The 25,901-nt window shown below is 39.1% G+C and carries 39 protein-coding genes; 1 reads left to right on the forward strand and 38 read right to left on the reverse strand.

The window, feature by feature from the left end; all coding sequences use genetic code 11:
- The 6 genes from ankH to prmB form a co-directional block, all read right to left on the reverse strand.
- Positions 1-1,407, reverse strand: coding sequence for a Dot/Icm T4SS effector AnkH/LegA3 (gene ankH / locus AACL18_RS05615; protein WP_339049852.1), 1,407 nt, complete (start codon positions 1,405-1,407; stop codon positions 1-3).
- On the reverse strand, positions 1,407-1,934 hold the full coding sequence (locus AACL18_RS05620; RefSeq protein ID WP_339049853.1) for a hypothetical protein: 528 nt from the start codon (positions 1,932-1,934) through the stop codon (positions 1,407-1,409). The genes ankH and AACL18_RS05620 overlap by 1 nt, the downstream gene beginning before the upstream one ends.
- A gap of 308 nt (positions 1,935-2,242) precedes the next feature.
- Positions 2,243-3,298 (reverse strand): glycosyltransferase family 4 protein, encoded by a 1,056-nt coding sequence (locus tag AACL18_RS05625; RefSeq protein ID WP_339049854.1) that lies wholly within the window; start codon positions 3,296-3,298, stop codon positions 2,243-2,245.
- A complete protein-coding gene (locus AACL18_RS05630; RefSeq protein WP_339049856.1) occupies positions 3,295-4,530 on the reverse strand; it encodes an O-antigen ligase family protein in 1,236 nt (411 codons plus the stop codon). The genes AACL18_RS05625 and AACL18_RS05630 overlap by 4 nt, the downstream gene beginning before the upstream one ends.
- 82 nt (positions 4,531-4,612) lie before the next feature.
- Positions 4,613-5,635: an aspartate-semialdehyde dehydrogenase gene (locus AACL18_RS05635; protein WP_339049858.1), complete on the reverse strand. Its 1,023-nt coding sequence runs from the start codon at positions 5,633-5,635 to the stop codon at positions 4,613-4,615.
- Positions 5,619-6,563: a 50S ribosomal protein L3 N(5)-glutamine methyltransferase gene (gene prmB, locus AACL18_RS05640; protein ID WP_339049860.1), complete on the reverse strand. Its 945-nt coding sequence runs from the start codon at positions 6,561-6,563 to the stop codon at positions 5,619-5,621. Before prmB ends, AACL18_RS05635 begins: the two co-directional genes overlap by 17 nt.
- A 161-nt stretch (positions 6,564-6,724) precedes the next feature.
- Between prmB and AACL18_RS05645 the strand changes: the two genes are divergently transcribed.
- Positions 6,725-7,078, forward strand: a complete 354-nt coding sequence (locus tag AACL18_RS05645) for an Hpt domain-containing protein (protein WP_339049861.1) — start codon at positions 6,725-6,727, stop codon at positions 7,076-7,078.
- A 192-nt stretch (positions 7,079-7,270) separates the two neighbouring features.
- Here AACL18_RS05645 and rplQ read toward each other — a convergent pair whose 3' ends face one another.
- The 32 genes from rplQ to rpsL all read right to left on the reverse strand — a co-directional run bounded on the left by rplQ (position 7,271) and on the right by rpsL (position 25,654).
- On the reverse strand, positions 7,271-7,645 hold the full coding sequence (rplQ, locus tag AACL18_RS05650; protein ID WP_339049862.1) for a 50S ribosomal protein L17: 375 nt from the start codon (positions 7,643-7,645) through the stop codon (positions 7,271-7,273).
- 18 nt (positions 7,646-7,663) lie between these two features.
- The gene (locus AACL18_RS05655) at positions 7,664-8,707 is read right to left on the reverse strand and encodes a DNA-directed RNA polymerase subunit alpha (RefSeq protein WP_339049863.1); all 1,044 of its coding nucleotides are present in this window, start codon (positions 8,705-8,707) and stop codon (positions 7,664-7,666) included.
- Positions 8,708-8,718: 11 nt separating this feature from the next.
- Positions 8,719-9,339, reverse strand: a complete 621-nt coding sequence (gene rpsD / locus AACL18_RS05660; RefSeq protein ID WP_339049866.1) for a 30S ribosomal protein S4 — start codon at positions 9,337-9,339, stop codon at positions 8,719-8,721.
- 44 nt (positions 9,340-9,383) lie between these two features.
- Positions 9,384-9,833 (reverse strand): 30S ribosomal protein S11, encoded by a 450-nt coding sequence (rpsK, locus tag AACL18_RS05665; protein ID WP_339049868.1) that lies wholly within the window; start codon positions 9,831-9,833, stop codon positions 9,384-9,386.
- Between the two features lie 50 nt (positions 9,834-9,883).
- Positions 9,884-10,243 carry a 30S ribosomal protein S13 gene (gene rpsM, locus AACL18_RS05670; RefSeq protein WP_339049870.1) on the reverse strand — a complete coding sequence of 120 codons (360 nt, stop codon included), beginning with the start codon at positions 10,241-10,243 and terminating at the stop codon, positions 9,884-9,886.
- A gap of 194 nt (positions 10,244-10,437) precedes the next feature.
- Complete coding sequence (rpmJ, locus tag AACL18_RS05675) at positions 10,438-10,554, reverse strand: 50S ribosomal protein L36 (protein ID WP_339049872.1); 117 nt, start codon at positions 10,552-10,554, stop codon at positions 10,438-10,440.
- A gap of 43 nt (positions 10,555-10,597) precedes the next feature.
- A complete protein-coding gene (gene secY / locus AACL18_RS05680) occupies positions 10,598-11,953 on the reverse strand; it encodes a preprotein translocase subunit SecY (protein ID WP_339049874.1) in 1,356 nt (451 codons plus the stop codon).
- A gap of 4 nt (positions 11,954-11,957) precedes the next feature.
- Complete coding sequence (rplO, locus tag AACL18_RS05685) at positions 11,958-12,392, reverse strand: 50S ribosomal protein L15 (RefSeq protein WP_339049876.1); 435 nt, start codon at positions 12,390-12,392, stop codon at positions 11,958-11,960.
- Between the two features lie 2 nt (positions 12,393-12,394).
- A complete protein-coding gene (rpmD, locus tag AACL18_RS05690) occupies positions 12,395-12,580 on the reverse strand; it encodes a 50S ribosomal protein L30 (RefSeq protein WP_339049877.1) in 186 nt (61 codons plus the stop codon).
- A gap of 15 nt (positions 12,581-12,595) precedes the next feature.
- On the reverse strand, positions 12,596-13,099 hold the full coding sequence (gene rpsE / locus AACL18_RS05695) for a 30S ribosomal protein S5 (RefSeq protein ID WP_339049878.1): 504 nt from the start codon (positions 13,097-13,099) through the stop codon (positions 12,596-12,598).
- A gap of 18 nt (positions 13,100-13,117) precedes the next feature.
- On the reverse strand, positions 13,118-13,480 hold the full coding sequence (rplR, locus tag AACL18_RS05700) for a 50S ribosomal protein L18 (RefSeq protein WP_339049880.1): 363 nt from the start codon (positions 13,478-13,480) through the stop codon (positions 13,118-13,120).
- 15 nt (positions 13,481-13,495) lie between these two features.
- Positions 13,496-14,026: a 50S ribosomal protein L6 gene (gene rplF, locus AACL18_RS05705; RefSeq protein WP_339049882.1), complete on the reverse strand. Its 531-nt coding sequence runs from the start codon at positions 14,024-14,026 to the stop codon at positions 13,496-13,498.
- Between the two features lie 18 nt (positions 14,027-14,044).
- Complete coding sequence (gene rpsH / locus AACL18_RS05710) at positions 14,045-14,434, reverse strand: 30S ribosomal protein S8 (protein WP_339049883.1); 390 nt, start codon at positions 14,432-14,434, stop codon at positions 14,045-14,047.
- A 12-nt stretch (positions 14,435-14,446) separates the two neighbouring features.
- Positions 14,447-14,752 (reverse strand): 30S ribosomal protein S14, encoded by a 306-nt coding sequence (gene rpsN, locus AACL18_RS05715; RefSeq protein WP_339049885.1) that lies wholly within the window; start codon positions 14,750-14,752, stop codon positions 14,447-14,449.
- Between the two features lie 5 nt (positions 14,753-14,757).
- Positions 14,758-15,300 carry a 50S ribosomal protein L5 gene (gene rplE / locus AACL18_RS05720; RefSeq protein WP_339049886.1) on the reverse strand — a complete coding sequence of 181 codons (543 nt, stop codon included), beginning with the start codon at positions 15,298-15,300 and terminating at the stop codon, positions 14,758-14,760.
- Between the two features lie 17 nt (positions 15,301-15,317).
- On the reverse strand, positions 15,318-15,638 hold the full coding sequence (rplX, locus tag AACL18_RS05725; protein ID WP_339049887.1) for a 50S ribosomal protein L24: 321 nt from the start codon (positions 15,636-15,638) through the stop codon (positions 15,318-15,320).
- A 13-nt stretch (positions 15,639-15,651) separates the two neighbouring features.
- Positions 15,652-16,020: a 50S ribosomal protein L14 gene (rplN, locus tag AACL18_RS05730; RefSeq protein ID WP_339049888.1), complete on the reverse strand. Its 369-nt coding sequence runs from the start codon at positions 16,018-16,020 to the stop codon at positions 15,652-15,654.
- A 12-nt stretch (positions 16,021-16,032) separates the two neighbouring features.
- Positions 16,033-16,326, reverse strand: coding sequence for a 30S ribosomal protein S17 (gene rpsQ / locus AACL18_RS05735; RefSeq protein WP_339049889.1), 294 nt, complete (start codon positions 16,324-16,326; stop codon positions 16,033-16,035).
- Complete coding sequence (gene rpmC / locus AACL18_RS05740) at positions 16,323-16,532, reverse strand: 50S ribosomal protein L29 (protein WP_339049891.1); 210 nt, start codon at positions 16,530-16,532, stop codon at positions 16,323-16,325. The genes rpsQ and rpmC overlap by 4 nt, the downstream gene beginning before the upstream one ends.
- Positions 16,532-16,945, reverse strand: coding sequence for a 50S ribosomal protein L16 (gene rplP / locus AACL18_RS05745; RefSeq protein ID WP_339049892.1), 414 nt, complete (start codon positions 16,943-16,945; stop codon positions 16,532-16,534). The genes rpmC and rplP overlap by 1 nt, the downstream gene beginning before the upstream one ends.
- Before the next feature lie 35 nt (positions 16,946-16,980).
- Positions 16,981-17,757 (reverse strand): 30S ribosomal protein S3, encoded by a 777-nt coding sequence (gene rpsC, locus AACL18_RS05750; RefSeq protein WP_339049894.1) that lies wholly within the window; start codon positions 17,755-17,757, stop codon positions 16,981-16,983.
- Between the two features lie 2 nt (positions 17,758-17,759).
- Positions 17,760-18,107 (reverse strand): 50S ribosomal protein L22, encoded by a 348-nt coding sequence (gene rplV, locus AACL18_RS05755; protein ID WP_339049895.1) that lies wholly within the window; start codon positions 18,105-18,107, stop codon positions 17,760-17,762.
- Between the two features lie 17 nt (positions 18,108-18,124).
- Entirely contained in the window at positions 18,125-18,418 is a 294-nt protein-coding gene (gene rpsS / locus AACL18_RS05760; protein ID WP_339049897.1) for a 30S ribosomal protein S19, read from the reverse strand.
- Between the two features lie 22 nt (positions 18,419-18,440).
- Positions 18,441-19,268 carry a 50S ribosomal protein L2 gene (gene rplB / locus AACL18_RS05765; protein WP_339049899.1) on the reverse strand — a complete coding sequence of 276 codons (828 nt, stop codon included), beginning with the start codon at positions 19,266-19,268 and terminating at the stop codon, positions 18,441-18,443.
- Between the two features lie 15 nt (positions 19,269-19,283).
- Positions 19,284-19,598 (reverse strand): 50S ribosomal protein L23, encoded by a 315-nt coding sequence (rplW, locus tag AACL18_RS05770; protein WP_422395878.1) that lies wholly within the window; start codon positions 19,596-19,598, stop codon positions 19,284-19,286.
- Complete coding sequence (rplD, locus tag AACL18_RS05775; protein WP_339051623.1) at positions 19,595-20,206, reverse strand: 50S ribosomal protein L4; 612 nt, start codon at positions 20,204-20,206, stop codon at positions 19,595-19,597. The genes rplW and rplD overlap by 4 nt, the downstream gene beginning before the upstream one ends.
- A 53-nt stretch (positions 20,207-20,259) precedes the next feature.
- The gene (gene rplC, locus AACL18_RS05780; RefSeq protein WP_339049900.1) at positions 20,260-20,931 is read right to left on the reverse strand and encodes a 50S ribosomal protein L3; all 672 of its coding nucleotides are present in this window, start codon (positions 20,929-20,931) and stop codon (positions 20,260-20,262) included.
- A 37-nt stretch (positions 20,932-20,968) separates the two neighbouring features.
- Positions 20,969-21,322 (reverse strand): 30S ribosomal protein S10, encoded by a 354-nt coding sequence (gene rpsJ / locus AACL18_RS05785; RefSeq protein WP_339049902.1) that lies wholly within the window; start codon positions 21,320-21,322, stop codon positions 20,969-20,971.
- A gap of 18 nt (positions 21,323-21,340) precedes the next feature.
- On the reverse strand, positions 21,341-22,543 hold the full coding sequence (gene tuf, locus AACL18_RS05790; protein WP_339049903.1) for an elongation factor Tu: 1,203 nt from the start codon (positions 22,541-22,543) through the stop codon (positions 21,341-21,343).
- A gap of 24 nt (positions 22,544-22,567) precedes the next feature.
- A complete protein-coding gene (fusA, locus tag AACL18_RS05795; RefSeq protein ID WP_339049904.1) occupies positions 22,568-24,682 on the reverse strand; it encodes an elongation factor G in 2,115 nt (704 codons plus the stop codon).
- A 27-nt stretch (positions 24,683-24,709) separates the two neighbouring features.
- Entirely contained in the window at positions 24,710-25,255 is a 546-nt protein-coding gene (gene rpsG / locus AACL18_RS05800; RefSeq protein WP_339049905.1) for a 30S ribosomal protein S7, read from the reverse strand.
- Between the two features lie 21 nt (positions 25,256-25,276).
- Complete coding sequence (gene rpsL / locus AACL18_RS05805; protein WP_339049908.1) at positions 25,277-25,654, reverse strand: 30S ribosomal protein S12; 378 nt, start codon at positions 25,652-25,654, stop codon at positions 25,277-25,279.
- Between the last annotated feature and the right edge of the window lie 247 nt (positions 25,655-25,901).

A 25,901-nucleotide genomic window follows, 5' to 3' on the forward strand; every position in this document is an offset into this window, starting at 1 on the left:
TTATGCTAACTCCCGACTGACGCCACAAGCATCAAGCAAGTTTAAAAAGTCTTTCCCCTGTGCGGTTTTATTTAATTGCCAATATACTTTCAAATAACTTTTTAGCAAATAATTATACTCAGCTAGGGTTAAAATTTTTAATATTGCTTCTGCTTGTTTTAAATCATTAAGATTATGCGTCGACTTTTGGAAAAAAATGGCCGCTAAAATAGTCGCTTTAGTGGCTCCACGAGCTTTATTACTATAATAAAATCCTTGAATACATTCCTCCAAGGCACGATCTTTATCCCACGTTTGCCAATCTTGGAAAAAAAGTGATGCTTGCTGCAGGTATTTTTCAGAACGGGAAACTAATTGACCTTTAGAATTAACCGCCGATAACACAAATAACATTGCTAAAATACTTGCTTCAATATTTGCCCAAGAGCAATTACCGATAATTTGTCCTTGGATAGGTAGATTCGCGATGCTAACTAAACCTAAGTAGCGATGTATTCCCTGAGTTAGAAATTCCCGGGATTGACGTGAATAAATTAATCGTTTACAAAACTCCTTATCCCAAGCATAAGGACGCTGACACTCGTAGATAACAATGCTGCCCTCACGACGGCTATTTTCACCTCGATCACAACGAATCAGCCAATTTTTATATTTAATCAATGCAATGGCATGCCCTTCATAAGCAACGGGTAATAATAATAATTCTTGATCTAACAAGGCATCTATGCTGTGTGTATGGTCTTTAATATTCAGCGTATAACGTTGATATTTTAGTAAGGCCTGCGCGTTAGCAAATGCTGCAATCAATTTTTGTAAATTTTCGAAGTAAGATCGCAAATGGCGTGAAGAAAAATTATTCTGATAGCGCCGCAAAGAGTTAAGGATGACATCGAGTGTAAACTCTAAAAAAAATCCTTCGTAGTTTATCTCAATAAAACGCCCTGCGGCATTAACAAGATCTACCTGTCCTATTAATTCATAACGGTGTCCAAGTAACTTTGCTTGAATAAAGTCTTGAGCGAAACTTAATTTTGCGCCATATCGATAGAGTAATTTTTTTAATTCAATTTGTTGTCGCAATAAAGGGTAAACTAAAACAGCTTGTCCTGCTGTGGTATAAGCATTCGCATCTGCTTTATTGGCCAGTAATAATTCACATAAAGCTAAATTGTGATTATCGACTGCCCAATGTAATGCCGTGCGGCCCGTAGTATCGGCATTATCGATAGCAGCACCGTATTCTAATAATAAGGCAACCACATCATTCTTATTGGCAATCGTTGCTTCTATTAACGGTGAAAACCCATACTCATCGGTTTCTTCTATATCCGCACCCGCTAATATAAATTGCTCTACTCCCTTGAGTGTACCAAACAAAATTTCGTGAGCAAAAGTAGACTTTACCATTATCTAGCAAGCGTTACACTTTTGCTTGCACCCAATCCAAGATTTTTTTGTAAGCGTAATTGGTTTTCTAGACGTTTTTCGGGAAATCGCTCTCTAGCTTCAGAATTATCGCTCGGGATCGCACAAATCTTAGGGTCATCGCCACTAAATTGCTGGCTATGAGCTAATAAAGGATGTATTTGCGGGGATTCACTAAAACCACAGGATCGTGAATTTTTCTTACCGAGTAAATTGTTGGGGTCTTCAGAAAAAGGACAACTACCAAATTTTCTCTGTCCATCTGTGCGTTGCCGACGTTCCTTATTAAAGGCTGCCTGTAAATACGCATTGAGTTGCTCAACACTGAGCGCGATAGTCCCTGCACCACTATCACCGCCATTCTCATCATTACTATCTTCTTGTTTTTTTAACCCGGAATTTTCATAGGCCAATGGCGAAAAAACATTATTAATCACTGCATCTTCTTGGTTCTCAGAAACCAAAAACTCTGCTTTTGCTATCCCCTTATCGCGACTACCTTTACTCATACAAGAGATAATACCCGTTAAATTTTTTATTTCAATTTACTCTTCAAGTATATCCATTAGACTTTACTACAAACTTGAATTTTAAATAGCATTAGATTAAATAGACTAATCGAAGTGCATTTGAATTTCGGAGCTACAATCTTCGCACTTGAATTTTTGTCTTTGCTGCCGTTCAACTCACTTATATTCTACTCCAAATAGAGCTACAATTTAACACATTTCAATGTGTAGCACCCATAACTCATACGTATCCTATCTAAAAAATGAATTAAGATCGACGACATTTAACGAGGATGAGCCAGATATCGCTATCCTAGAACGGAGGTTCTAGCAAATTGCTTAAGCGCTTGAATATGGCAATCTATGGTTAAGCCTTTACGCAGCACAAAATCTCTTTCGGGTTTATAGTTCTTTGATTTAATCTTTTCTAATGCATCAATGATAGTTTCTGGAGTCACTGGCGTTATTACAATTCCATCATTTGCTTCGAGTAACTCAGAAGCACCTACTTCCGACGATACAATAACGGGCGTCCCAGATTCTAATGATTCAATAACAGTAATTCCAAATGCTTCGTAAGCAGAAGGTAAAACCGTTACATCTGCTACACAATAATAATCTCGTATATGCTCAACAAACCCTAACCAACGCATATTATCAGGTAAAACAATTGTCGGTTTTTCACCAAGAATAAGACAAAGAAAATCATCTCTCAAACCTTTAAAGGCATCAACAAGAGGATAGAACCCTTTACGAGCATGATTAGTGGAAACGAACAAAACAATCGTTGCTTTATCAGAGAAACCTAATTTTTTTCGTAATTCATGCTTCTGTAATGTCGTTTTATAATTGAAATAACTGTTACTAACGGGGGGATAGAGCACTTTAATCTTAGTTGCGACACCTGGATAATGCTGAATTATTTCATCTTTTATTCGCTGAGAATGAGCAATAATTAAGGGCGTTCTCTCAAATGCCCTTTTCTCGAAATAAATCTCTAAGTAATTATTCAACAACCGGTAACTTTTTTTAGTTACAAGATAAGCCTTGTGCACGCCTCCACAAATAAGTATATCTTGCCGAGTAGTTTTTACTAAGCTAATTACCAAATTATGATTACAAATTAAATTTTCGTTATCACACCCCAAGTAAAAAGCAAACTTCTTCAATGAACGAGGTAAAAACTTGTAAGGAAACTCAAGAACGGTTAAGGATGGCAATGATTTTAAAATATCTCGATTTATTTTACAAACGCAAAGCGTTAATTCATCACCGGCTTTGGAAAACCCCAAAATAATATCTTTTAAATAGGTCTCCATACCGCCTTTAAAGCGAAAATGTGTATGCTTTATAGCAATTTTCATCTTTTATCCCATAAAATAGTTGAGAAAAAGCAACTCAATAAAATTACATACAAATTTCCAAAAGCAGTGCTGGTAATAGTAATATCAGTGAATCCATTAAATGCCAGTGCCAGCAATGTGGCCTTAGCAAACCATTGTGCTTCCGGATCTCGCCATAATTTTTTAACTTCAATCCAAGCACTCAATAAAATTAATAGATAAGTAGCTAAGCCAATAATTCCCAACTGTACTGCTACTAGTAAATAAGAATTGTGTGGATCATTTAATAAGCTCTTAGTGATTACTACCTTACCTCCCGTTTTTTTATAAGCTTGTGGAAAGCCACCTGCACCAACACCTAGCAGAGGATGTGCCTTGATAATTGTGAATGAATTTAATGCAAATTGTATCCTAAGCCCTATACTCGTATCTTGTGAAGCAGGCTTAGTGCTGAAATTAGCAACAAGATCTTTTACACGATATTGAAACGTAGGGAAAATTTGATAACTCAAAAAAAGCACCAGTAACGAAATAACCAATGACCAAATATAATTTTTTTTTGTTGTTGTATATCGAAACAGCAAAAAACCCAATAAAATGACAGCAATAAAACAACCTGTACGTTCTGAATTAACTGCAAATAAAGATAAAAAAATAAAAATGGCTATCAGTAAAAAATAAAATTTACGTTTTTCTTTTAAAAAGAAGTCCAGCGAAAAATAAAAAGCAAAAGCCAATATAACAGAAGCAGGAATCGGATTAACAAAATAACCTACGGGTTGTTGACCAAACAAAATAGACGAATATCGAAACAATGAAACAGATAAAATATTCCAATGTGCCAACAAAAATAATAGGGCAGCCACGATTGCTGAGCTAATTAAACAATAAATAATCCCTCTATGTACCTTTAATGAGGTAAATAAAGGCAATAGAAAAGGAATATAGAGTAATTTTGTATAATGAAATAAAGCCGTCAAACCATGCTTCAAACTCGCTATGCTGTAGCTTAAACTAATGACCATTAAAACAATTAAAGCCATACTCCATTGAATAAATTTTAAACGTCTAACTGCATAGCATGCATCACCCCAATTTCCTGCTAATAAACTAAATATAACCGCTAATATAAGAGAATTGCGACTAAGCAAAGGGGATAAAGCAAGAAAAAAGGTTCCTAATCCTAGAAAAAAAACAGCCACTTGCTCTGGGTAACTAAAAATTTTTTTAAATTCCGATAGCTTTCTCGTCATTTCTATAAGAACCTTTATTAAATGGGATTTTAAGCATTTTTTTGAATGCTAACGGAGATAAATGCGCAACCTAAAATCTAGCTTATAAATAATCTTGGATCATTATTTCAGCAATTTGTATTGCATTTAAGGCAGCGCCCTTACGAATATTATCCGCTACTATCCACATGTCCAAACCCAAAGGATAAGAAATATCCTCTCGAAGTCGTCCTACCATGACTTTATCACTATCAAGGTGTGAAATAGGCGTCGGATAACCATTATTGGCCAGCTTATCGATAAGCCACACACCCGGAGCTTTTTTTAATAGCTGTTTGGCCTGATTTGCACTGATTTTCTTTTTAGTTTCTATATGGACTGCTTCAGAGTGTCCATGAAACACGGGTACTCGCACGGCAGTAGGATTTACTTGAATTTCTTGATCGGCAAAAATCTTTTGTGTTTCCCAGACCATTTTCATTTCTTCACGGGTATATCCATTTTTCTCAAACTCATCAATATGTGGAATAACATTAAACGCAATTTGCTGCGTAAAAGCTTTCGGTTGCTTAATAGGTAACCCATTTAATAATTGGCCTGCTTGCTGAATCAACTCATGAAAAGCAGCTTTCCCCGCTCCAGAAACCGACTGAAAAGTAACAACATTAATACGTGTTATACCCACAGCATCATAAATAGGCTTCAATGCAACTAACATTTGTATCGTAGAGCAATTTGGATTAGCAATAATGCAACGTTTTTTATATCCGGCTAAGGCCTGCGGATTAACTTCTGGGATAACTAAAGGAACATCGTCGTCATAACGAAATTGAGGAGTATTATCAATAACTAAACAACCTTTCTGCGTAGCCTTAGGAACATACTCAGCGGAAACTGCTGAACCTGCGGTAAATATTGCAATGTCCGCTTGCTTAAAATCAAATCCATCTAAATCAGATACAATTAAGGCCTGTTTATTAAATTCCATCGTCTCGCCAGAAGAACGTTCACTGGCGAGTAAATAAAGATGCTGTATAGGAAATTTTCGTTGCTGTAAAATAGTTAATACCGATTGACCAACAAAACCAGTAGCACCAACTATGGCTAAATTAAATTTCTTGTGCATAATAAATTAACTGCTCTTGGGTTAATAAAAATATTTCCGCTTCACCCTTTTCAAACTCTAACCAAAAAAAAGGAATTTGTGGATAACGCTTGATTAAGGCTTTTTTACTATTACCTACTTCTATAATCAAAATACCCTTTTCTTTCAAATATTTCTTGGATTGTCTAAGAATTTGAATAATAAAATCTAAACCATTCTCTCCTGCTGCCAGGGCAGCAGCAGGTTCATGCCGGTATTCCATCGGCATACTCGCAAAGTCTTCAGCATTAACATACGGTGGATTACTAATGATAATATCGTAAAGTCGGTGATTTAGGTTTTGGAAAAGATCGGAGTGTATTAAATTAATTTGGCCTTGCAGTTTATGCGCAGCTATATTTATCGCTGCCACTGCTAATGCATCTTTAGAATTATCCACCGCATCAACATGTGCTTCAGGTAAGGCGTACGCACAAGCAATTGCGATACATCCACTACCTGTTCCGATATCAAGCACTGTATTAATTCTGTTGGTATCTTCAATCCAAGGACTAAAATCATGCTGAATTAATTCAGCTATCGGTGAACGCGGGATTAACACACGTGCATCAACATAAAAAGATAAATCCGCAAAATTTGCTTCATGCACCAAATAAGCGGTAGGAATGCGCTCTTCCACACGTTGGCGAATATTTTCTATAAGTAAACGTCGCTCAGCTAAGCTTAAGCTAGCCGCTAAAAAGCACGGATTTAAATGAGGTCCCAGTTTTAGTGTAGATAACACTAAATAAAGTATTTCATCCCAGGCATTATCAGTACCATGACCATAATAAAGATTAGCTTTATTAAACTGAGTCATGCCCCAGCGTAATATATCTTGTAAATGTCTAAATTCTATTAATGCTGCTTTAAGCTCTTCATTGGATATACAATAAGATAATTTAGCCACGGTTTTTTAAAAATTGAGTAAAATATTCCTCATTTAAACATAGGCCTAATATAGAAACAATCAGCAGATTACAACAGCTCCATTTATAAAATGATTGCTCGCTTAGATTAAGCCGATTGAGTAAACTGCTAAAATTGGGGCAACTCAGAGGACCATTGAAAATGGTAAAAAAATCATCCGATCTGCCAATCATCGATAAAAATATAGATAAAGTATTCACTAAAGATTCGAACAAAATTTTAAAAGAATTACTTGATCTGTTTATAAAAGAAACCCCTAAAATACGAGCTGAAATCAATCTAGCTTTTCAAAAAAAACAACAACAAAAACTTAGTGAACTGTTACATAAGTTATTGGGTTCATGTGTTTATTGTGGATGGATACGGCTCAAATTCAGCATCATTACGCTGGAAAATGCCATAGCTCAACATAATTATTCAAATAAACTTTTAAACCAATTTAACACTGAGTTAGAGGCAACCTTGGATAAGGCAAAAGAAATAACACACTCCTGAGCCAGCAGTTGCACCAGTCTTTTTTATAATAAGAAAAATTGGAAAAGCTTCATAGCGATAAAAAATACAACGAATGCAAACGTGGTATTTTAGTATGATTAGAATAGATATATCGATGAAGAAGGCTATTGGTTAAGTGTGTAATGGCATGCTCTCAAAGACAAGTATGCCATTATTTAAAAATAATAAAAATTAAGTAGATGTAGTCTCTGTACGTTCAACCAGTTCAACCATGGCCATGGGCGCACAATCACCGGCTCGATAGCCGCATTTCAAAATACGTAAATAACCGCCTGGTCTTTTTTTAAAGCGCGGACCCACGGTATTAAAAAGTGTAGCCACTGCTTCTTTATTACGTAAACGATCAAAAGCCAAACGTCGTTGCGCAACACCATCACTCTTTGCTAAAGTAATAAGTGGTTCAGCAACTCGACGTAGTTCCTTAGCTTTAGCTAAGGTGGTACATATGATTTCCTTGGTTAACAAGGAGGCAACCATATTTCGAAACATCGCGGTTCTGTGACTGGATGTTCGGCCTAATCGACGGCCGGAATTAAGATGACGCATAGCACTTAGCCCTTTAAATTAATCTTTATTAATATCTTCAGTTTTTTCTAATTTTTCCGCTTCTTCTGCACCTTCTAAAGATTTTTTTAGAGAGGTCAGCTGCTGCATAGGAACGTCCATCCCTAACATCAATCCACGTTTCTGTAACGCAGTTTTGATTTCACATAAAGATACTTTACCTAAATTCGGTGTTGATAAAAGTTCTGACTCAGCTTTGGTAACCAAATCAGCAATACGATAAATATGTTCAGCTTTCAAACAATTAGCCGCACGCACCGTTAACTCTAGCTCATCAACAGGAAGTAATAGCATAGGGTTAATATCAACCATATCTTCAACGACTTCATCTTCTGTTTCATGTTGTAACTCAACAAAAGTATGCAATTGTTCTTGTATAATCGTAGCCGCACGACGTATCGCTTCTTCCGGCTCGATGGTACCGTTAGTTTCTAAATCAATAACCAACTTATCTAAGTCAGTACGTTGCTCGACACGAGCATTTTCGACGGAATAGGTTGCACGTAAAATAGGGTTAAAGCGTGCATCTAATTGTAATGCTCCTACTTCACTCACAAATTGATCATCTGCCTTACGTAACGAAGCGGGTTGATAACCACGTCCTCTAACTACTTTAAAGGTCATTTTAAATTCTTTTGGCTTAGTTAAATGCGCAATAACAAAATCAGGATTTTTAACTTCAACGTCATGCGGTAAAGTAATATCTCCTGCACGAACAGGCCCAACAGTGTTTTTAGCTAACTCAAGTGTAACCTCTTCTTTGCCATGCATCTGGAATGCTATGCCTTTTAAGTTTAGTAAAATATCGATAATATCTTCTTGTACACCATCTAGACTACTATATTCGTGAAGCACACCTTCGATTTTTGCTTCCACAACGGCGCAACCTGGCATCGACGATAGCAATATACGACGTAGGGCATTTCCTAAGGTATGACCAAAACCAGCTTCAAAAGGTTGCAAAGTAATTAACGCTCTATTTGGCGCAATACTTTGAACTTCGATAGTTTGTGGGGTTAAAAACTTCTTAACATTCGTCGACATGGGCTACCTTCTTACTTAGAGTAATACTCAACGACTAGATTCTCATTAAATTCTAAGGGCAATTCGCTACGCTCAGGAATTAACTTAACAATTCCCTGTAATTTAGTGGAATCCACATCTATCCAACCAGGCTGAGGCTTTTGTTTCGCGAGTTCCAGCGCAGCTTGAATACGAGTTTGGGCCTTACTTTTTTCCTTAATCTCAACAACATCGCCTGCCTTAACTTGATAGGAAGGAATATTAACAATATTTCCATTTACTTTGACGGAACGATGCGAGACTAACTGCCTTGCTTCAGCGCGCGTCGCAGAAAATCCCATACGAAATATAACATTATCTAAGCGGCATTCTAACAATTTAATTAGGTTTTCACCGGTAATGCCTTTTCGCTTTGCAGCCTTAGCATAATAAATGCGAAATTGCCTTTCTAATACACCATAAGTGCGTCGAATTAATTGCTTTTGGCGAAACAATACACCAAATTCAGATAATCTACCGCGTTTAACGCCATGCATACCTGGAGGCGTAGCTAACTTACATTTGCTATCAAGTGCACGTATACCACTTTTTAACTGTAAATCAGTCCCAAGTCTGCGTGCCAATTTACAAGTAGGACCTCGGTATCTAGCCATTAAATTATTTACTCCTAATTATTAATATATACTCTGAGTATGTTCTAAACTCGACGCCGCTTAGGGGCCCGACAACCATTAAAAGGAATACCCGTTACATTTAGTATTTGTGTCACTTCTATATCTTTATTCTTCAATGCCATAATAGCTTGTTCCGATCCTTGACCAGGTCCTTTTATTCTAACTTCAACTCGTCCCAAGTTATGTTTGTACTTAGCTCTATATTTATCGTAGGCTTTTTCTATCGCCTTTTCGAAAGCAACTCGAGCAGCAAAGGGTGTACCTTTTTTAGTACCTTTAAAATCACAAGCTCCAGCAGAAAATATACCTAAGGTATCACCACCCTTGCGGATACAAATAATCGTATTATTATACGATGTGCTCAGATGAACGATTGCATCGGGGATAACCTCTTTGCGTTTACGGTGAGCTCCTGCTAAAGCCTTATCGGCCATCGTTAAGGGCTGAGAAGCATGTGAATTGTAATCTGCCATATTAGTGAATACCTACGCTTGTACATTTTATTGGAAACATGACCATTATATTAATCTTTACGAATCATTTTACGAGGACCCTTACGCGTACGTGCATTAGTGCGGGTACGTTGGCCACGGACTGGTAAACCACGGCGATGACGTATCCCTCTATAACAACCAAGATCCATCAAACGCTTGATACTGATGGAAACTTCTCGTCGCAAGTCACCTTCTACTTTATAAGTAAGAATCTTCTGCCGTATAGCATCTAACTGGGCATCTAAAAGATCCTTAACTTTAGTCTCAGGCAAAATATCCAAGTCTTGGCATATTTCGCTAGCCCGTGAACGTCCAACCCCATAGATAGCAGTTAAACCGATAACGACATGTTTATTTATTGGTATATTGACACCGGCTATTCTAGCCATTTTTCACTCCAAACCCTTAAATTTAAGATATTTCAGAAGGCGCAGTAGGGTATCTCACTCCTGACTAAAAATCAATAACACTCTCGTAAAAATACATCAATTGCTAGTAATCTTAGCAAGCTGTGGGTCGCAATTTAACTGAATTTTAAAGAAAATACAGTCGTGTTTCCCATTCAACCAAAAATCTAGTAATTCTATCCTTGACGTTGCTTATGACGAGCTTCCGCTGAACAAATGACTCTTAATTTACCTTTTCTCTTAATAACCTTGCAGTTTCGGCAAATTTTTTTAATCGACGCTCTAACTTTCATAATAACCTCTAAAGATGATGCTCGTAATTTTCTGAGCCAATTATTAGGCAGTGCCTGGCCCACCAGACAAACCCTTCAAATTGGCTTTTTTAAGTAAAGATTCATATTGATGCGACATCAATAAAGACTGAACCTGGACCATAAAGTCCATAATAACCACTACAATAATTAATAGGGATGTACCCCCAAAATAAAAAGGCACATGCCAAGTAAATATCATAAATTCAGGTAATAAGGCAACCAAAACCAAATAAATACAGCCTATCAAAGTAAGGCGAGTCATGGTTGTGTCAATGTATCGCGCACTTTGTTCGCCAGGCCTAATACCAGGGATAAATGCCCCAGATTTTTTCAAATTATCAGCAGTTTCCCTAGGGTTAAAAACCAATGCGGTATAAAAAAAAGAAAAAAATATGATTGCCGCAGCAAATAACAAAATATAAAGCGGTTGACCGGGCGATAACCAGAAACTAAGCTTTCCCAACCAACTCAAGCCTTTAACGTTAGCAAACCAATTTGCAAAAGTTCCCGGTAACAACATGATACTAGAAGCAAAAATAGGGGGAATGACTCCAGCCATATTAATCTTTAAAGGCAAATGACTGGTCTGTGCACTATAAATCTTCCGGCCTTGTTGGCGTTGCGGATAATTAACCGTAATTCGACGTTGTCCGCGCTCCATGAATACGACAAAAGCAGTTACCAACACAATAACCACCAAAATACAAAGTAAAGTTAGAAACTGAACCTGGCCCTGTCTAAATTGCTCTAAGGATTTAGCCATAGCCACTGGCAGTCCTGATACTATCCCTGAAAATATTATGAGCGAAATACCATTGCCAATACCATGCTCGGTAATCTGCTCACCTAACCACATCAAAAACATCGTACCGGTAACCAAAGTGACGGTAGCTACAAAATAAAAGAAAAAACCAGGATTCAGGACAACTTGATTACCAACTAACCATTTTGCCATACCCACGGCTTGAATTAACGCCAGCAGTGCAGTTCCGTAACGCGTGTATTGATTCAGTTTACGCCGCCCGGCTTCACCCTCTTTTTTAAGTTCTTCCAAAGCCGGCGTTACTGCCGTTAAAAGCTGAACAATGATAGAAACTGAAATATACGGTAATAAACCTAAAGCAAAAACAGTGAATCGAGAAAGAGCACCCCCAGAAAACATGTTAAATAGACCTAATATACTATTGCTCTGGTGGCTAAATAAATCGGCTAAGCGGTGTGGATCTAAACCAGGGACAGGAATATGGGCACCGATGCGATAAATAATTAATGCCAGCAAAACAAATAGCAAACGCCTTTTCAGTTCACTAAATCCGCTATTAGGCGTTCGTCCCTTCGCCGAAGCAGCAGTCGTCGCTAGACGGCTAAGTTTTTCCATCTATTTAAGCCTCAACACTGCCACCGGCTGCTTTAATTAAAGCCTCTGCTCCCCTACTTAACTTTATACCTTTTACTGTTACTGACCTTTCAAGTTTACCTGTTGCTATGAATTTAACCTCTTTTGTCAAAGCAGGTACCAAACGGCAATTTTTAAGTACTTGTATGTCAACAACATCAGCCTTAATTGTATTTAAGGCATCAATTCGTAGCACTTGTAGTGACAATGATTTAAAAGATGTAAATCCGAATTTAGGTAAACGACGCTGTAAAGGGGTTTGTCCACCTTCAAAACCTAGTTTATGAAAGCCACCAGCTCGCGCACGTTGTCCTTTATGACCTCGTCCGCAGGTTTTTCCTAAACCAGAACCTATTCCTCTGCCTACACGCTTTGCAGTGGGCTTTGAGCCCGGAGCAGGCTTCAATGTATTAAGATACATAATTAGATTTCCTCTACTTTGAGTAAATAAGCAACTTGATCGATCATTCCACGCATAGGCAAATTATCTTTCACCTCAACGATCTGATTTAACCGCTTTAAACCCAATGAAAGAACTGTCGCAGTATGATGAGGTAAACGACCCGAGATACTACGTATAAGAGTCAAGCGCAATTTTTTTTCTGACATATCTACTTACCTAAATTATTCGTAAATTTCTTTAATCGATTTTCCACGTTTATCCGCAATCATTTCAGGTGTAGACATACTTGACAATGCTTTTAAAGTGGCACGCACGACATTAATTCGATTTGAAGATCCAATGATCTTCGCTATGACATTTTTAATGCCTAACACTTCAAAAATTGCGCGCATCGGTCCGCCCGCAATAATACCTGTTCCTTCAACTGCAGGAAGTATTATTACCTTAGTTGCTCCGTGACGACCTATCAACGGATGATATAAGGTATGATTATTCAATTCGATATAAAGCATATCGCGTCGGGCTTTTTCCAAGGCTTTTTGCATGGCAACAGAAACTTCTCGCGCCGGACGTTTGCTAAAACCAATACGCCCTTTGCCATCGCCAACGACAACCCCCGCAGCAAAGCTAAAAATACGTCCACCTTTGACGACCTTAGCATGACGATTAACTGCAATTAATTTTTCTTGCAAGCCATCACTTTTTGTTGATTGATCAAAACTCATCGATGAATAACCTTTTAATTAAAAGGGCAATCCGGCTTCCCGGGCTGCCTCTGCCAATGCCTTGATACAACCATGATACTTAAAACCTGAACGATCAAAAGCCACTTGATTTATTCCAACCGCTAATGCTCGCTTTGCTATAAAATCACCAACTATCGTCGCTGACTTAATATTATTTCCAGTAGTACCTAAGGTCTTGATTTCTTTATCGAGTGTAGACGCACTTACTAATACTTTATCGCCCCGATCGGCTGATACAATAATTTGTGCATAAATATGCTTAGACGTACGTGCCACACATAAGCGTGCAACACCTAGTTGACGTATTTTAGCACGCGTCTTAGTTGCCCTACGTTTCCGTTTTAACTTCTTGTCTAACATGCCTACCTCTAATCGCTATTTTTTCTTAGTTTCTTTTAATTTAATGCGTTCATTTGCATAACGAACACCTTTACCTTTATAAGCTTCCGGTGGACGATACTGACGTATCTCCGCTGCAACCTGTCCAACTAATTGCTTACTAAAACCGTGTATGACTATTTCTGTTGGGGTTGGTGTGGTAATAGTAATTCCATCGGGTATTTCATAATCTCTAGGATGTGAAAAACCTAAGGTTAGGTTAATTTTTTTACCTTGCACATTCGCTCTATAACCCACACCTACTAATTGTAGAACTTTCTTAAATCCCGTTACTACGCCCTCAACCGCATTAGCTATATTGGCACGTGTAGTCCCAGCTAAAGCATCAGCTATTGTACTTTCATCTACAGGACTCACTTGTAAAGATTTATCTTTAATTTCAATATTAACTTGTTTAGGCAGCTTCAAATTCAAAACCGATTTACTGCTTTTAACAACTAGTGTTTCACCATCCAGCGTAACTTGCACATCGCCGAAATTTATTGGATTTTTTGCAACTCTTGACATATCAACCTTTCTTAACGTTTATTCAACGATAGCAATAACTTCGCCGCCTTGACCCAAAGCTCGAGCCGCTCTATCAGTCATTAATCCCTTAGGAGTAGATATTATGGCTATTCCTAAGCCAGCGACTACTTTAGGTAGCTCAGTCGCTGAACGATAAATGCGTAATCCAGGACGACTCACACGTTTTAATGCTGCAATAACGGGTTTGTCTAAATAATATTTTAAAAATATTGTCAGCCAGGACCTACATCCTTTTTCTTCACATTGAAAATCAGAGATATATCCTTCATATTTTAACAACTTAGCAATAGCTAATTTAATTTTTGACGAAGGCATCGATACCGTTGGCTTTTTAATCGCTTGGGCATTTTTTATTTGGCAGAGCATATCTGCGATAGGATCTTGCATATATTTTTTACCTTACCAGCTTGATTTAACTAATCCTGGGAGCTCACCTTTCATAGCATAAAGCCGCAGCATATTTCGAGACAGTCCAAAGTGCCGATAAACTCCACGTGGTCGTCCTGTTAAACGACAACGGTTACGTAATCGCACTGGAGAAGAATCACGTGGCAATAATTGAATTTTTTGTTGTGCCAACCACTTATCTTCATCAGATGCATTTATGCTGTAAATAATTTCTTTCAATTCAGCACGTTTTACCGCATATTTTTTAACAATAAGTTCGCGCTTTTTCTGGCGCATAATTACACTTTTCTTTGCCATAAATATTAATTCTCTTTAAACGGAAACTCAAATGCAACTAATAAAGCTCGTCCTTCCTTATCAGTTTTAGCGGTCGTAGTAATCGTAATATCCATACCACGTAAAGCATCAATTGTATCGTATTTAATTTCAGGAAAAACAATTTGCTCACGAATTCCTAAACTATAATTCCCACGACCATCAAAAGATCGAGGGCTAAATCCACGAAAATCTCGAATTCGTGGTATCGCTACACTAATTAAACGATCTAAAAACTCGTACATACGATTTTTTCGTAATGTTACTTTACAGCCAATAGGCCATTCTTCTCTGATTTTAAAGCCCGCATTAGATTTCTTTGCCTTAGTAACTATTGGTTTTTGTGCAGCAATTAATGTCATATCTGACACGGCTGCATCAATTACCTTTTTATTTGCTGCGGCTTCACCAACACCCATGTTGAGTGTGATTTTAGTAATACGTGGAACTTCCATGACGCTATCATATGCAAATTCTTGCTTAAGCTGCGCCATAACTGTATTTAAATAATATTCTTTTAACCTTGCCATCAAATCTCACCTAATTATTAGATATCAACCAGCTCACCGTTGGATTTAAAGATACGTACCATCTTTCCATCCTCCAGTTTTTTTATCCCGACCTTATCACCTTTTTTCGAAACTGGATTATACAAAGCCAGATTCGTTAAATTAATTAAGGCTTCTTGCGATACAATTCCCCCAGCAACATTTTTTTGCGGGTTAGGTTTCACATGTTTTTTTACTAAGTTAATACCTTCTACGCGCGCACGGTTCTTAGTAGTGCAAACACTCAATATTTTACCTTGTTTACCCTTGTCTTTACCGGTTATGGCGATGACTGTATCGCCCTTTCTAATTTTACGCATATTGTGCTCTACCTTATAATACTTCAGAGGCCAAAGAGATAATCTTCATAAAGCGTTCGGTACGTAATTCTCTAGGAACAGGACCAAAAACCCGCGTGCCTAATGGTTGTAATTGTGCTGTCAATAAAATAACAGCATTGCTATCAAAACGTATCACACTCCCATCACCTCTACGTACTCTTTTTTTAGTACGCACAACGACAGCATGCCAAACTTCGCCTTTTTTCACCTTACCACGAGGTACAGCATCTTTAACGCTGACTCTAATAACATCTCCAACTCCCGCGTAACGTCGCTTTGACCCACCGAGCACCTTAATACACATCACACTGCGAGCGCCGCTATTATCTGCCACAGCCAGTTTAGTTTGCATTTGTATCATAAAAAACTTCCCCTATCCCGTCGTTTCTTCAGGAACGGGTTGCTGATTTATCGACTTTACTACCACTTGCACAAGCGACCAGGCCTTTCGTTTAGAAATCGGGCGTCCCTCCTGGATAATAACGATATCACCTTCTTGACATTGATTTTCAGCGTCATGAGCAAGAATTTTACTGCTACGTTTTAAATACTTTCCGTACTTAGGATGCTTCACTTTACGTTCTATCGAAACGTTAATGGTTTTATCCATCTTATTACTGATAACTCGACCTGTTAAGGTTCGATTGACTTTAATAGCTTGGCTCATACTTTTTTCTGGCCTATGTTTTCGTGTAAAATAGTTAATATTGTTGCTAACAACCGCCGAACTGCTTTTAATCTATGTGTTGCAGTCAATTGATGTGTCGCATGCTGTGCTTCTAATTTAAACTTTTCCTGTCCTAACTTAAAACTTTCTTCCTTAAGTGATTCAATGGATAAATTTCTTAACTCAATCTTTTCTTTTTTATTCATTAAAGCACCGTCCGCGTAACAAAATTAGTTGTCATAGGCAATTTCGCTGCTGCCAATTTTAAAGCCACTCTAGCCATATCAGCAGATATACCTTCCATTTCAAATAAAACGCGACCGGGTTGAATAACGGCTACCCAATATTCAACGCTGCCCTTCCCTTTACCCTGACGCACTTCTAAAGGTTTTTTGGTAATCGGCTTATCAGGAAATATCCTAATCCAAACCTTCCCACCTCTTTTAATGTGTCGCGTTAAGGCGCGGCGCGCTGCTTCAATTTGTCTCGAAGTAATAAAGCCTGCAGCCGTTGCTTTCAAGCCAAATTGTCCAAAACTAACTTCTGTGCCTCGTGTAGCAATTCCGCGATTACGCCCTTTAAACTGCTTACGATATTTTGTTCGTTTGGGTTGCAACATAATCTTTTCCCAACTATCTATTCTTCAATATTATTTTAACGCGTCGCTTCATCTACAATTTCTTTATTCACAGCATGTTTCGTGCTAGCAGGTTGACGTCTGCGACTATAATGCTTTTGATTTCGATCATCAAGAAATTGTGTTTTAGCTTCAGTAGTTTCAATATTCGAAATTTTTGAACGATCAAAAACTTCACCCTTATAAATCCAAACCTTTACACCTAATTTGCCATAGGTTGTTTGCGCTTCTGCTAAACTGTAATCGATGTCCGCACGAAAAGTGTGTAACGGTACGCTTCCTTCTTGATAGCGTTCGCTACGCGCAATTTCTGCACCACCTAAACGTCCCGAAACATTAATCTTAATTCCAAGTGCGCCTAATCGTAAGGCCGTTTGCACTGCACGTTTCATAGCACGACGAAACATAACACGTCTTTCTAATTGTTGTGCAATATTTTCTGCAACTAATTTTGCATCTAATTCCGGCTTCTTCACTTCCACTACGGAAAGTCGAACGGGCACCAGCATAATTTTTTCTAATTGCTCTCTTAAACGATCGATGTATTCACCCTTTTTTCCGATTACTATGCCTGGCTTAGCAACGGAGATCGTTATTTTTGATTTTCTGGCTGCGCGTTCTATTTGTATTGAAGAAACCCCAGCTTGTAAAAGCGCCTTTTCAATAAGTTTACGAGCACATAAATCACTGTAAAGATTATCCGCATAATCACGGGACTTTTTTGCATACCATCTAGCTGTCGATGTTCGGGTAATACCTAAACGTATTCCAACAGGATTAACCTTATGGCCCATAATTAGTTTTTCTCCCCATTTTCATCTGACACTTTTACTGTAATGTGACACGTTGGTTTCAGTATGCGGTTGCTTCGGCCTTTAGCTCGGGCATGCATACGCTTTAAAGTTGGACCTTGATCTACAAAAATTGTCGATACCTTCAGCATATCGATATCAGCTCCAGCATTATGTTCTGCATTCGCTACAGCAGATTCTAAAACTTTTTTTATCGCCTTAGCATTTTTTTTGACACTCATTGTCAAGATTTGCATTGCCTTTTCCACGGTTTGACCGCGTACTTGATTCGCCACTAACCGACATTTTTGCGGTGACAATCGTGCGTATTTTAAATGTGCTGCAACTTCCACTTTCTATTCCCCATTAACTATTTTTTTTCATCTGCGCCTTTGGCTTTCTTATCAGCTGCTCTATGGCTACGAAAAGTTCGTGTAATAGAAAACTCTCCTAATTTGTGACCTATCATATTTTCGGTAATATAAATAGGAACAAAGTCACGACCATTATGAACCGCTATAGTCAAACCTATCATTTCAGGCAAAATCATAGAGCTACGTGACCATGTTTTAATAGGTCGCTTAACACTTGCGGCTTGGGCTGCCTGTACTTTTTTCGTTAAATGTCCCTGTATATATGGACCTTTTTTTACTGAGCGTGGCACTAGATCACCTCGTCAAATTAAATTATTTCTTCTTACGTCGTTGCACAATCATTTTTGCATCGCGTTTATTGCGGCGCGTTTTATAACCTTTGGTTGGAAGACCCGTAGGACTCACTGGATGTCGACCACCTGAAGTTTTACCTTCACCACCACCATGCGGGTGATCAACCGGATTCATCGCCACACCTCTAACGGTAGGACGAATTCCACGCCAACGGGATGCTCCTGCCTTCCCTAACGAACGCAGATTATGATCATTATTACTGACAACACCTATGCTCGCTTTACATTCGACAGGTACTTTTCGTAGCTCTCCCGATCGCAGCCGTATAGTAGCATAATCTCCCTCACGTGCAATGAGCTGTACATACGCACCAGCACTACGTGCCAATTGAGCTCCTTTACCAGGTTTCAGTTCAATAGCGTGCAATACAGTCCCAACAGGGATATTGCGCAAAGGCAATGAGTTTCCGGGCCGAATCAAAGCCTCCGGCCCAGCATTGACTTGCATACCAACTTTGAGATCGTTCGGAGCCAAAATATAACGACGCTCACCATCTGGATATAGAATCAAGGCAATGTGCGCAGTACGATTTGGATCGTATTCTATCCTTTCAGCACGTCCGCTGATTCCTTCTTTATCACGTTTAAAGTCTATTAAGCGATACTGCTGCTTATGACCCCCGCCTTGATGACGTGTAGTAATTCTGCCTTGATTATTGCGCCCGCCCTTTTTAGGTTTTGGAGCTAATAAACTACTATGCGGCTTACCTTTATGTAGACCTACTTTGGATATCTCAACGACAAAGCGTCGGCCTGGCGAGGTAGGATTTGCTTTTTTACTAGGCATAATACTTAATTCTCTCTATTTTGTTCCGGTAAAATCGATGTCATAACCTTCTTTCAAGCTTACATAAGCTTTTTTCCAGCCCTTTAACTGACCTTCAACTTGTTTAAAGCGTCGACCTTTGGCTTTTACATTCAAAAGTTGAACGGCATTTACTTTAACATTAAACAATGATTCTACCGCTTGTTTAATTTCTGACTTATTTGCATTCTTTAATACTTTAAACACGAACTGCCGATGCTTATCCGCCAGCATCGTAGATTTTTCTGATAAATGTGGCCGTTGAATAAGCTTAAATCGGCGCAACTGCTGGGTTAGGGCACTGTTCATCATGCTAAGAGTTCCTCAATTTGTTTTAAAGCAGGCGCTGTGATTAATATCTTTTCATAATGAATTAAGTTAACTGGATTAATAGCTTCCACGTCAGTTAATTCTACTTTATGTACATTTCTTGCCGCTAAATAAATATTTTCATTAACTTCTTCAAGAACAATAAGAACTTTTTGGTCGATCTTGAGATCATGTAGTTTTGCAACTAGATCACGGGTCTTAGCATTTTCGAGTTCAAACGATTCTAAAACAATAAATCTTCCTTGTCGTAAAAGCTCTGAACAAATGGATCGCATCGCTGCACGATACATTTTTTTATTTACTTTTTGTGAAAAATCTTGCGTACTTGCCGCAAAAGTAACACCACCACTACGCCAAAGCGGACTACGAATAGTACCTGCTCTTGCACGACCCATACCCTTTTGCTTCCAAGGTTTTTTTCCACCACCACTTACAGCAGCACGATTTTTCTGCGCACGCGTACCTTGCCGTCCACCTGCTAAGTAAGCAGTGACAACTTGATGGACTAAAGGCTCATTAAATCGACATCCGAAAACAGTTTCTGACAACTGCAGTTCTTGATTCGAGCCATTCTTTGTTACTAAAGCCACTTGCATAAAGCCATTCCAAAAATTTATAGTGCAAATCAATCTCTACTAAGAGATCAACCTCGGTTTCGTTTATTCTTTTTTCTTACTGCAGGTTTAACAATCACTCGGCCACCAGGTGCTCCAGGTACCGCTCCTTTTATATGCAGCAAATTCCGTTCAGGTTCGACCTTAACTACTTCTAGAGATTGAATAGTGCAACGGTGATTTCCTAACTGTCCACACATTTTCTTCCCTTTGAATACCCGACCTGGTGATTGACGCTGACCTATAGAACCGGGTGCACGATGTGAAAGTGAATTACCATGCGTTGCATCTTGCGTAGCAAAATGGTGTCGCTTAATGACACCGGCAAATCCTTTACCTTTATTAGTTCCAGTTACATCAACCCATGTGCCTAATTTAAATAATTGTTCTACTGTAATCTCTTTTCCTAGTGATAAATCCTTTAAAAATTCACTATCATCGTCAGTTAATTGAAATTCCCAAAGACCTTTCCCAGGTTCAACATTGGCCTTAGAAAAATGACCTGCTTCAGCTTTATTTAGACGTGAAGAAGATTTTTTGTCTGTGGTTACTTGAACAGATTTATATCCATCGCGCTCTTTCGTTTTAATTTGAACGATACGATTAGGCAGTATTTGAATGAGCGTAACAGGTATTGCTGAACCGTTCTCAGCAAATATCTGTGTCATACCACATTTTCGACCTATTAAACCCATTGTCATAAAAAACACCTACACTGAATTAATACTTTTAAGGAAATTACTTATCTTTCTTTTCACTTTTTTCTTTTTTATCACTCATAATTTTTACCTGAATCTCAACATTAGAAGGTAAGGCTTCAAGATATTTGAGTGCATCTACTGTTTTATCAGTCGAAGCATAAACGTCTATTAAACGTTTATGAGTACGTATTTCATACTGATCCCGGGCATCTTTGTCGACATGAGGTGAAGTGTTAAGTGTACACTTCTTTATATGGGTCGGCAAAGGAAGCGGGGAGATAATAGCTCCTGTTCTTTTCAATGAATTCACTATTTCTTTTGTTGTTGCATCGATTAATCGATGGTCAAACGCAAGTAAGACAATACGCAAATCTGGGCTTTTTAAAGACATAAAATTTCCTACTGACCACTAGGCCTTTTTACCTTTTTTAATAAGTTTAGAAACAACACCAGACCCTACAGTTTTTCCACCTTCACGAATAGCAAAACGTAAACCTTGTTCCATAGCAACACCGTACTCATTCATTAGCGTTACCGAAATCTTCACGTTATCACCTGGCATAACCATTTCTGAACCTTCAGGAAGTTTAATCGTGCCGGTTACATCAGTCGTTCTGAAATAAAATTGGGGCTTATAGTTATTCATGAATGCTGTGTGACGACCACCTTCTTCCTTAGTCAGCACATAAATTTCCGCTTCAAATTCTACCCAAGCTTCTACTGTACCTGGCTTAGCTAAAACTTGTCCGCGCTCTACGTCTTCACGTTTTAAGCCTCTGATTAACGCACCAATGTTGTCGCCCGCTTCACCTTGATCTAATAACTTACGGAACATTTCCACGCCGGTCACTGCGGTATCTTGTACAGCTCGTAAGCCCACCACCTGCACAGCATCACCAACTTTTACAATTCCACGTTCTACACGACCAGTTACAACTGTTCCACGACCTGAAATGGTAAATACATCTTCGATAGGCATTAAGAATGGCTTATCAGTATCACGAACAGGCTCTGGGAAATATTCATCCATCGCTTTAACCAATGCATAAACACCACCACCTTCACAATCGCCTTCTAATGCTTTCTTTGCCGATCCACGAATAATAGGAATATCATCGCCTGGAAATTCATATTTAGAAAGTAATTCTCTAATTTCCATTTCTACTAATTCTAATAATTCTGGGTCATCTACCATGTCACATTTATTCATAAATACAACAATATTAGGCACGCCTACTTGTCGTGCTAATAAGATGTGCTCACGTGTTTGTGGCATAGGACCGTCTGCTGCGCTCACCACGAGGATTGCACCATCCATTTGTGCTGCACCAGTGATCATGTTTTTAACATAATCAGCGTGACCAGGACAGTCAACGTGGGCATAGTGACGTTTGTCACTTTCATACTCTACGTGCGAGGTCGAAATAGTGATCCCACGTGCTTTTTCTTCAGGGGCTTTATCAATTTTGTCAAACGCAATCGCTTCACCACCAAACTTTTCTGCCATACATTTGGTAATCGCTGCCGTCAATGTTGTTTTACCATGATCAACGTGGCCTATAGTTCCCACGTTTAAGTGGGGCTTATTTCGTACAAACTTTCCAGTGGCCATAATTTTTACCTCAATAACTATTAATTATTTACTATCATCTTTCTTTCGAATAATACCATCCGCAACGTTAGCGGGAGCTTCGTTATATTTACCAAACTCCATCGTATAGGTAGCACGTCCTTGAGTCGCTGAACGTAAGTCAGTGGCATAACCGAACATTTCCGATAATGGAACTTCAGCACGTATCATTTTTCCGCCGCCGGCAGGTAAATCTTCCATACCCTGCAAAATACCACGGCGACGATTCAAATCACCCATAACATCACCCATATACTCTTCAGGTGTCACCACTTCAACTTTCATAATCGGCTCTAGCAATACGGGTGAGGCTTTACGTGCCCCTTCTTTAAAAGCCATTGAACCTGCAATTTTGAAAGCCATTTCACTGGAATCGACATCATGATAAGTACCATCAAAAAGTGTTACTTTAACATCAACAACCGGATAGCCGGCTATCACACCATTTTCTAATTGCTCTTTTATTCCTTTATCAACAGCTGGGATATACTCTCTAGGAATAGCCCCACCAACAATAGCATTTTCAAACTCGTAACCTTTACCCGCTTCTAATGGCTCCAGCTTAATCCATACATGACCATACTGACCACGACCACCACTTTGACGAACAAATTTTCCTTCTTGTTCAACTGCTTTGCGTATTGTTTCTCGATAAGCGACTTGTGGTTTACCTACATTGGCTTCGACACTGAATTCTCGTTTCATTCGGTCTACAATAATCTCTAAATGCAACTCACCCATACCAGAGATAATGGTTTGACCTGATTCTTCGTCTACTCGGACACGAAAAGAAGGATCTTCTTGCGCAAGCTTACTCAAAGCAATAGACATTTTCTCTTGATCTGCCTTGGTTTTAGGCTCTACCGCAACGGAGATAACCGGCTCAGGAAACTCCATACGCTCTAAGGTAATAATATTATTTGGATCTGAAAGTGTATCACCCGTCGTGGTGTATTTCAGCCCGACCGCTGCAGCAATATCGCCTGCCCTAACTTCTTTAATTTCTTCACGCGTATTAGCATGCATTTGCACGATACGCCCGATACGCTCTTTTTTGCTTTTAACTGGGTTATAAACACCATCGCCACTTTTTACTACGCCTGAATAGACCCGAAAATACACTAACGAACCGACAAAAGGGTCAGTCGCTATTTTAAACGCAAGCGCTGCAAAAGGGGCGTCATCAAGAGGCGGCCTCTCAGCAACGGTTTGGTTTGCATCATCGAGAACACCTTTAATCGCTGCAACATCATTAGGGGCCGGTAGATACTCAATAACAGCATCCAACATAGCCTGCACACCTTTATTCTTAAAGGCAGAACCACACAGCACTGGAACAATCTTGTTATCTAAGGTCAATAAACGGATAGCTTTCTTGACTTCCTCGATAGTAAACTTTTCACCATTGAGATACCGTTCTGTCATTTCTTCAGAGGCTTCAGCGACCGTCTCAATCAGCTTTTCATGCCATGCTTCACACTCAGCTTTTAGAGCCTCGGGAATATCTCGATACTCAAAACGCATACCCTGCGTACTTTCATCCCAGTAAATAGCCTTCATTTGCACTAAATCAACGACGCCTTCAAATTTTTCTTCTGCGCCTATCGGAATATGGATAGGAATAGGACGTCCACCTAAACGCTTGGCTATTTGTTCAACGACACGCAAGAAATTAGCGCCCGCTCTATCCATCTTATTTACAAAAGCTAGACGCGGTACTTGATATTTATTTGCTTGACGCCATACCGTTTCAGATTGCGGCTCAACACCACTCACGGCACAAAAAACGACACAAGCTCCATCCAGAACGCGCAGCGAACGTTCAACCTCAATAGTAAAATCAACGTGGCCAGGCGTATCAATGATATTGATACGATGCTGGGGGAATTGATGCGCCATACCATCCCAAAAACAGGTGGTCGCAGCCGAGGTGATTGTAATACCGCGCTCTTGTTCCTGAGCCATCCAATCCATAATGGCGGTGCCCTCGTGCACCTCACCAAGCTTATGTGATACACCAGTATAAAATAAAATACGCTCTGTTGTTGTTGTCTTCCCCGCATCGATATGGGCAATAATACCGATATTTCGATAGCGTTCTATGGGTGTTTGTCGATCCACTCTCAGTACCTTTTAAATTTTTTAAAATCAGCCGAACCGGAAATGAGCAAAAGCTTGGTTAGCTTTAGCCATACGGTGCGTATCTTCTCGTTTCTTCACTGCGATGCCTTTGTTGTCATAAGCATCTAAAATTTCTGCCGACAAGCGTTGTGCCATAGTCTTTTCGCTACGCTGACTCGCTGCCACTTTAAGCCAACGCATCGCTAAGGCAGTACGTCGTGATGGACGCACTTCAACCGGAATCTGATAGGTTGAGCCGCCCACACGTCGGGCTCTCACCTCTACATTCGGCCGGATATTATCTAACGCCTGGTCAAAAATATCGAGTAATGCATCTGCATCAAAACCTTGTTTACCCGTTCCTTCTCCGCCCGTCTCTTCATCTCTGTCTGCTTTTTTAGACTTATCTCTTAATCGGGCATCCAATCGCTCTAAAGCGCCATAAACGATTTTTTCCGCAACAGCTTTTTTCCCATTTTTCATTACTGAATTAATGAATTTACTCAATAACTCACTTTTAAATTTAGGATCAGGGAGGATAACCCTCTTAGCAGCAACACGTCTTCTTGGCATAACTCAATTCCTAGCTATTAATTATTTATCTTTAGGCCTTTTAGTACCATATTTAGAACGCCCTTGTTTTCGGCCGGACACCCCTGAGGTATCTAAAGCGCCACGCACCACGTGATATCGAACACCGGGTAAGTCTTTTACCCGTCCGCCACGCATCAGAATAACCGAGTGCTCCTGGAGATTATGGCCTTCACCGCCGATATACGTCGTTACTTCCATCCCATTGGTTAAACGCACCCGCGCTACTTTACGTAAAGCTGAGTTCGGCTTTTTAGGTGTAACTGTATAGACACGGGTGCAAACACCGCGTTTTTGCGGACATTCACCCAACGCAGGCACCATTGATTTAGTGCGTCTTTGTACACGCGGTTTTCGTACTAACTGGTTAATTGTGGCCATGTAATCTCTTTACTTAAAAATGTGGCTTAAATTTAATCTGAATACTTCTTTTTTTTAATGTAAACCAAACTTTTGTTCGCGTTTACACTAAATTTTCAGGCGTTACAGTAAGCTCAAAAAATACTTTCTTCATCGAACGAAGAGGGGCGAGATTGTAAAGAGACCGCTCTAAGATGTCAAGTGTCGACATCGCTTTCTCGGCTTATTTTCTAAGCTAATTCTGTATCTTTTCTTTACAAATTTAGAA

Origin of the sequence: Rickettsiella endosymbiont of Xylota segnis (genome assembly GCF_964019545.1) — a bacterium.
In the GTDB taxonomy this organism is placed as follows: domain Bacteria; phylum Pseudomonadota; class Gammaproteobacteria; order Diplorickettsiales; family Diplorickettsiaceae; genus Aquirickettsiella.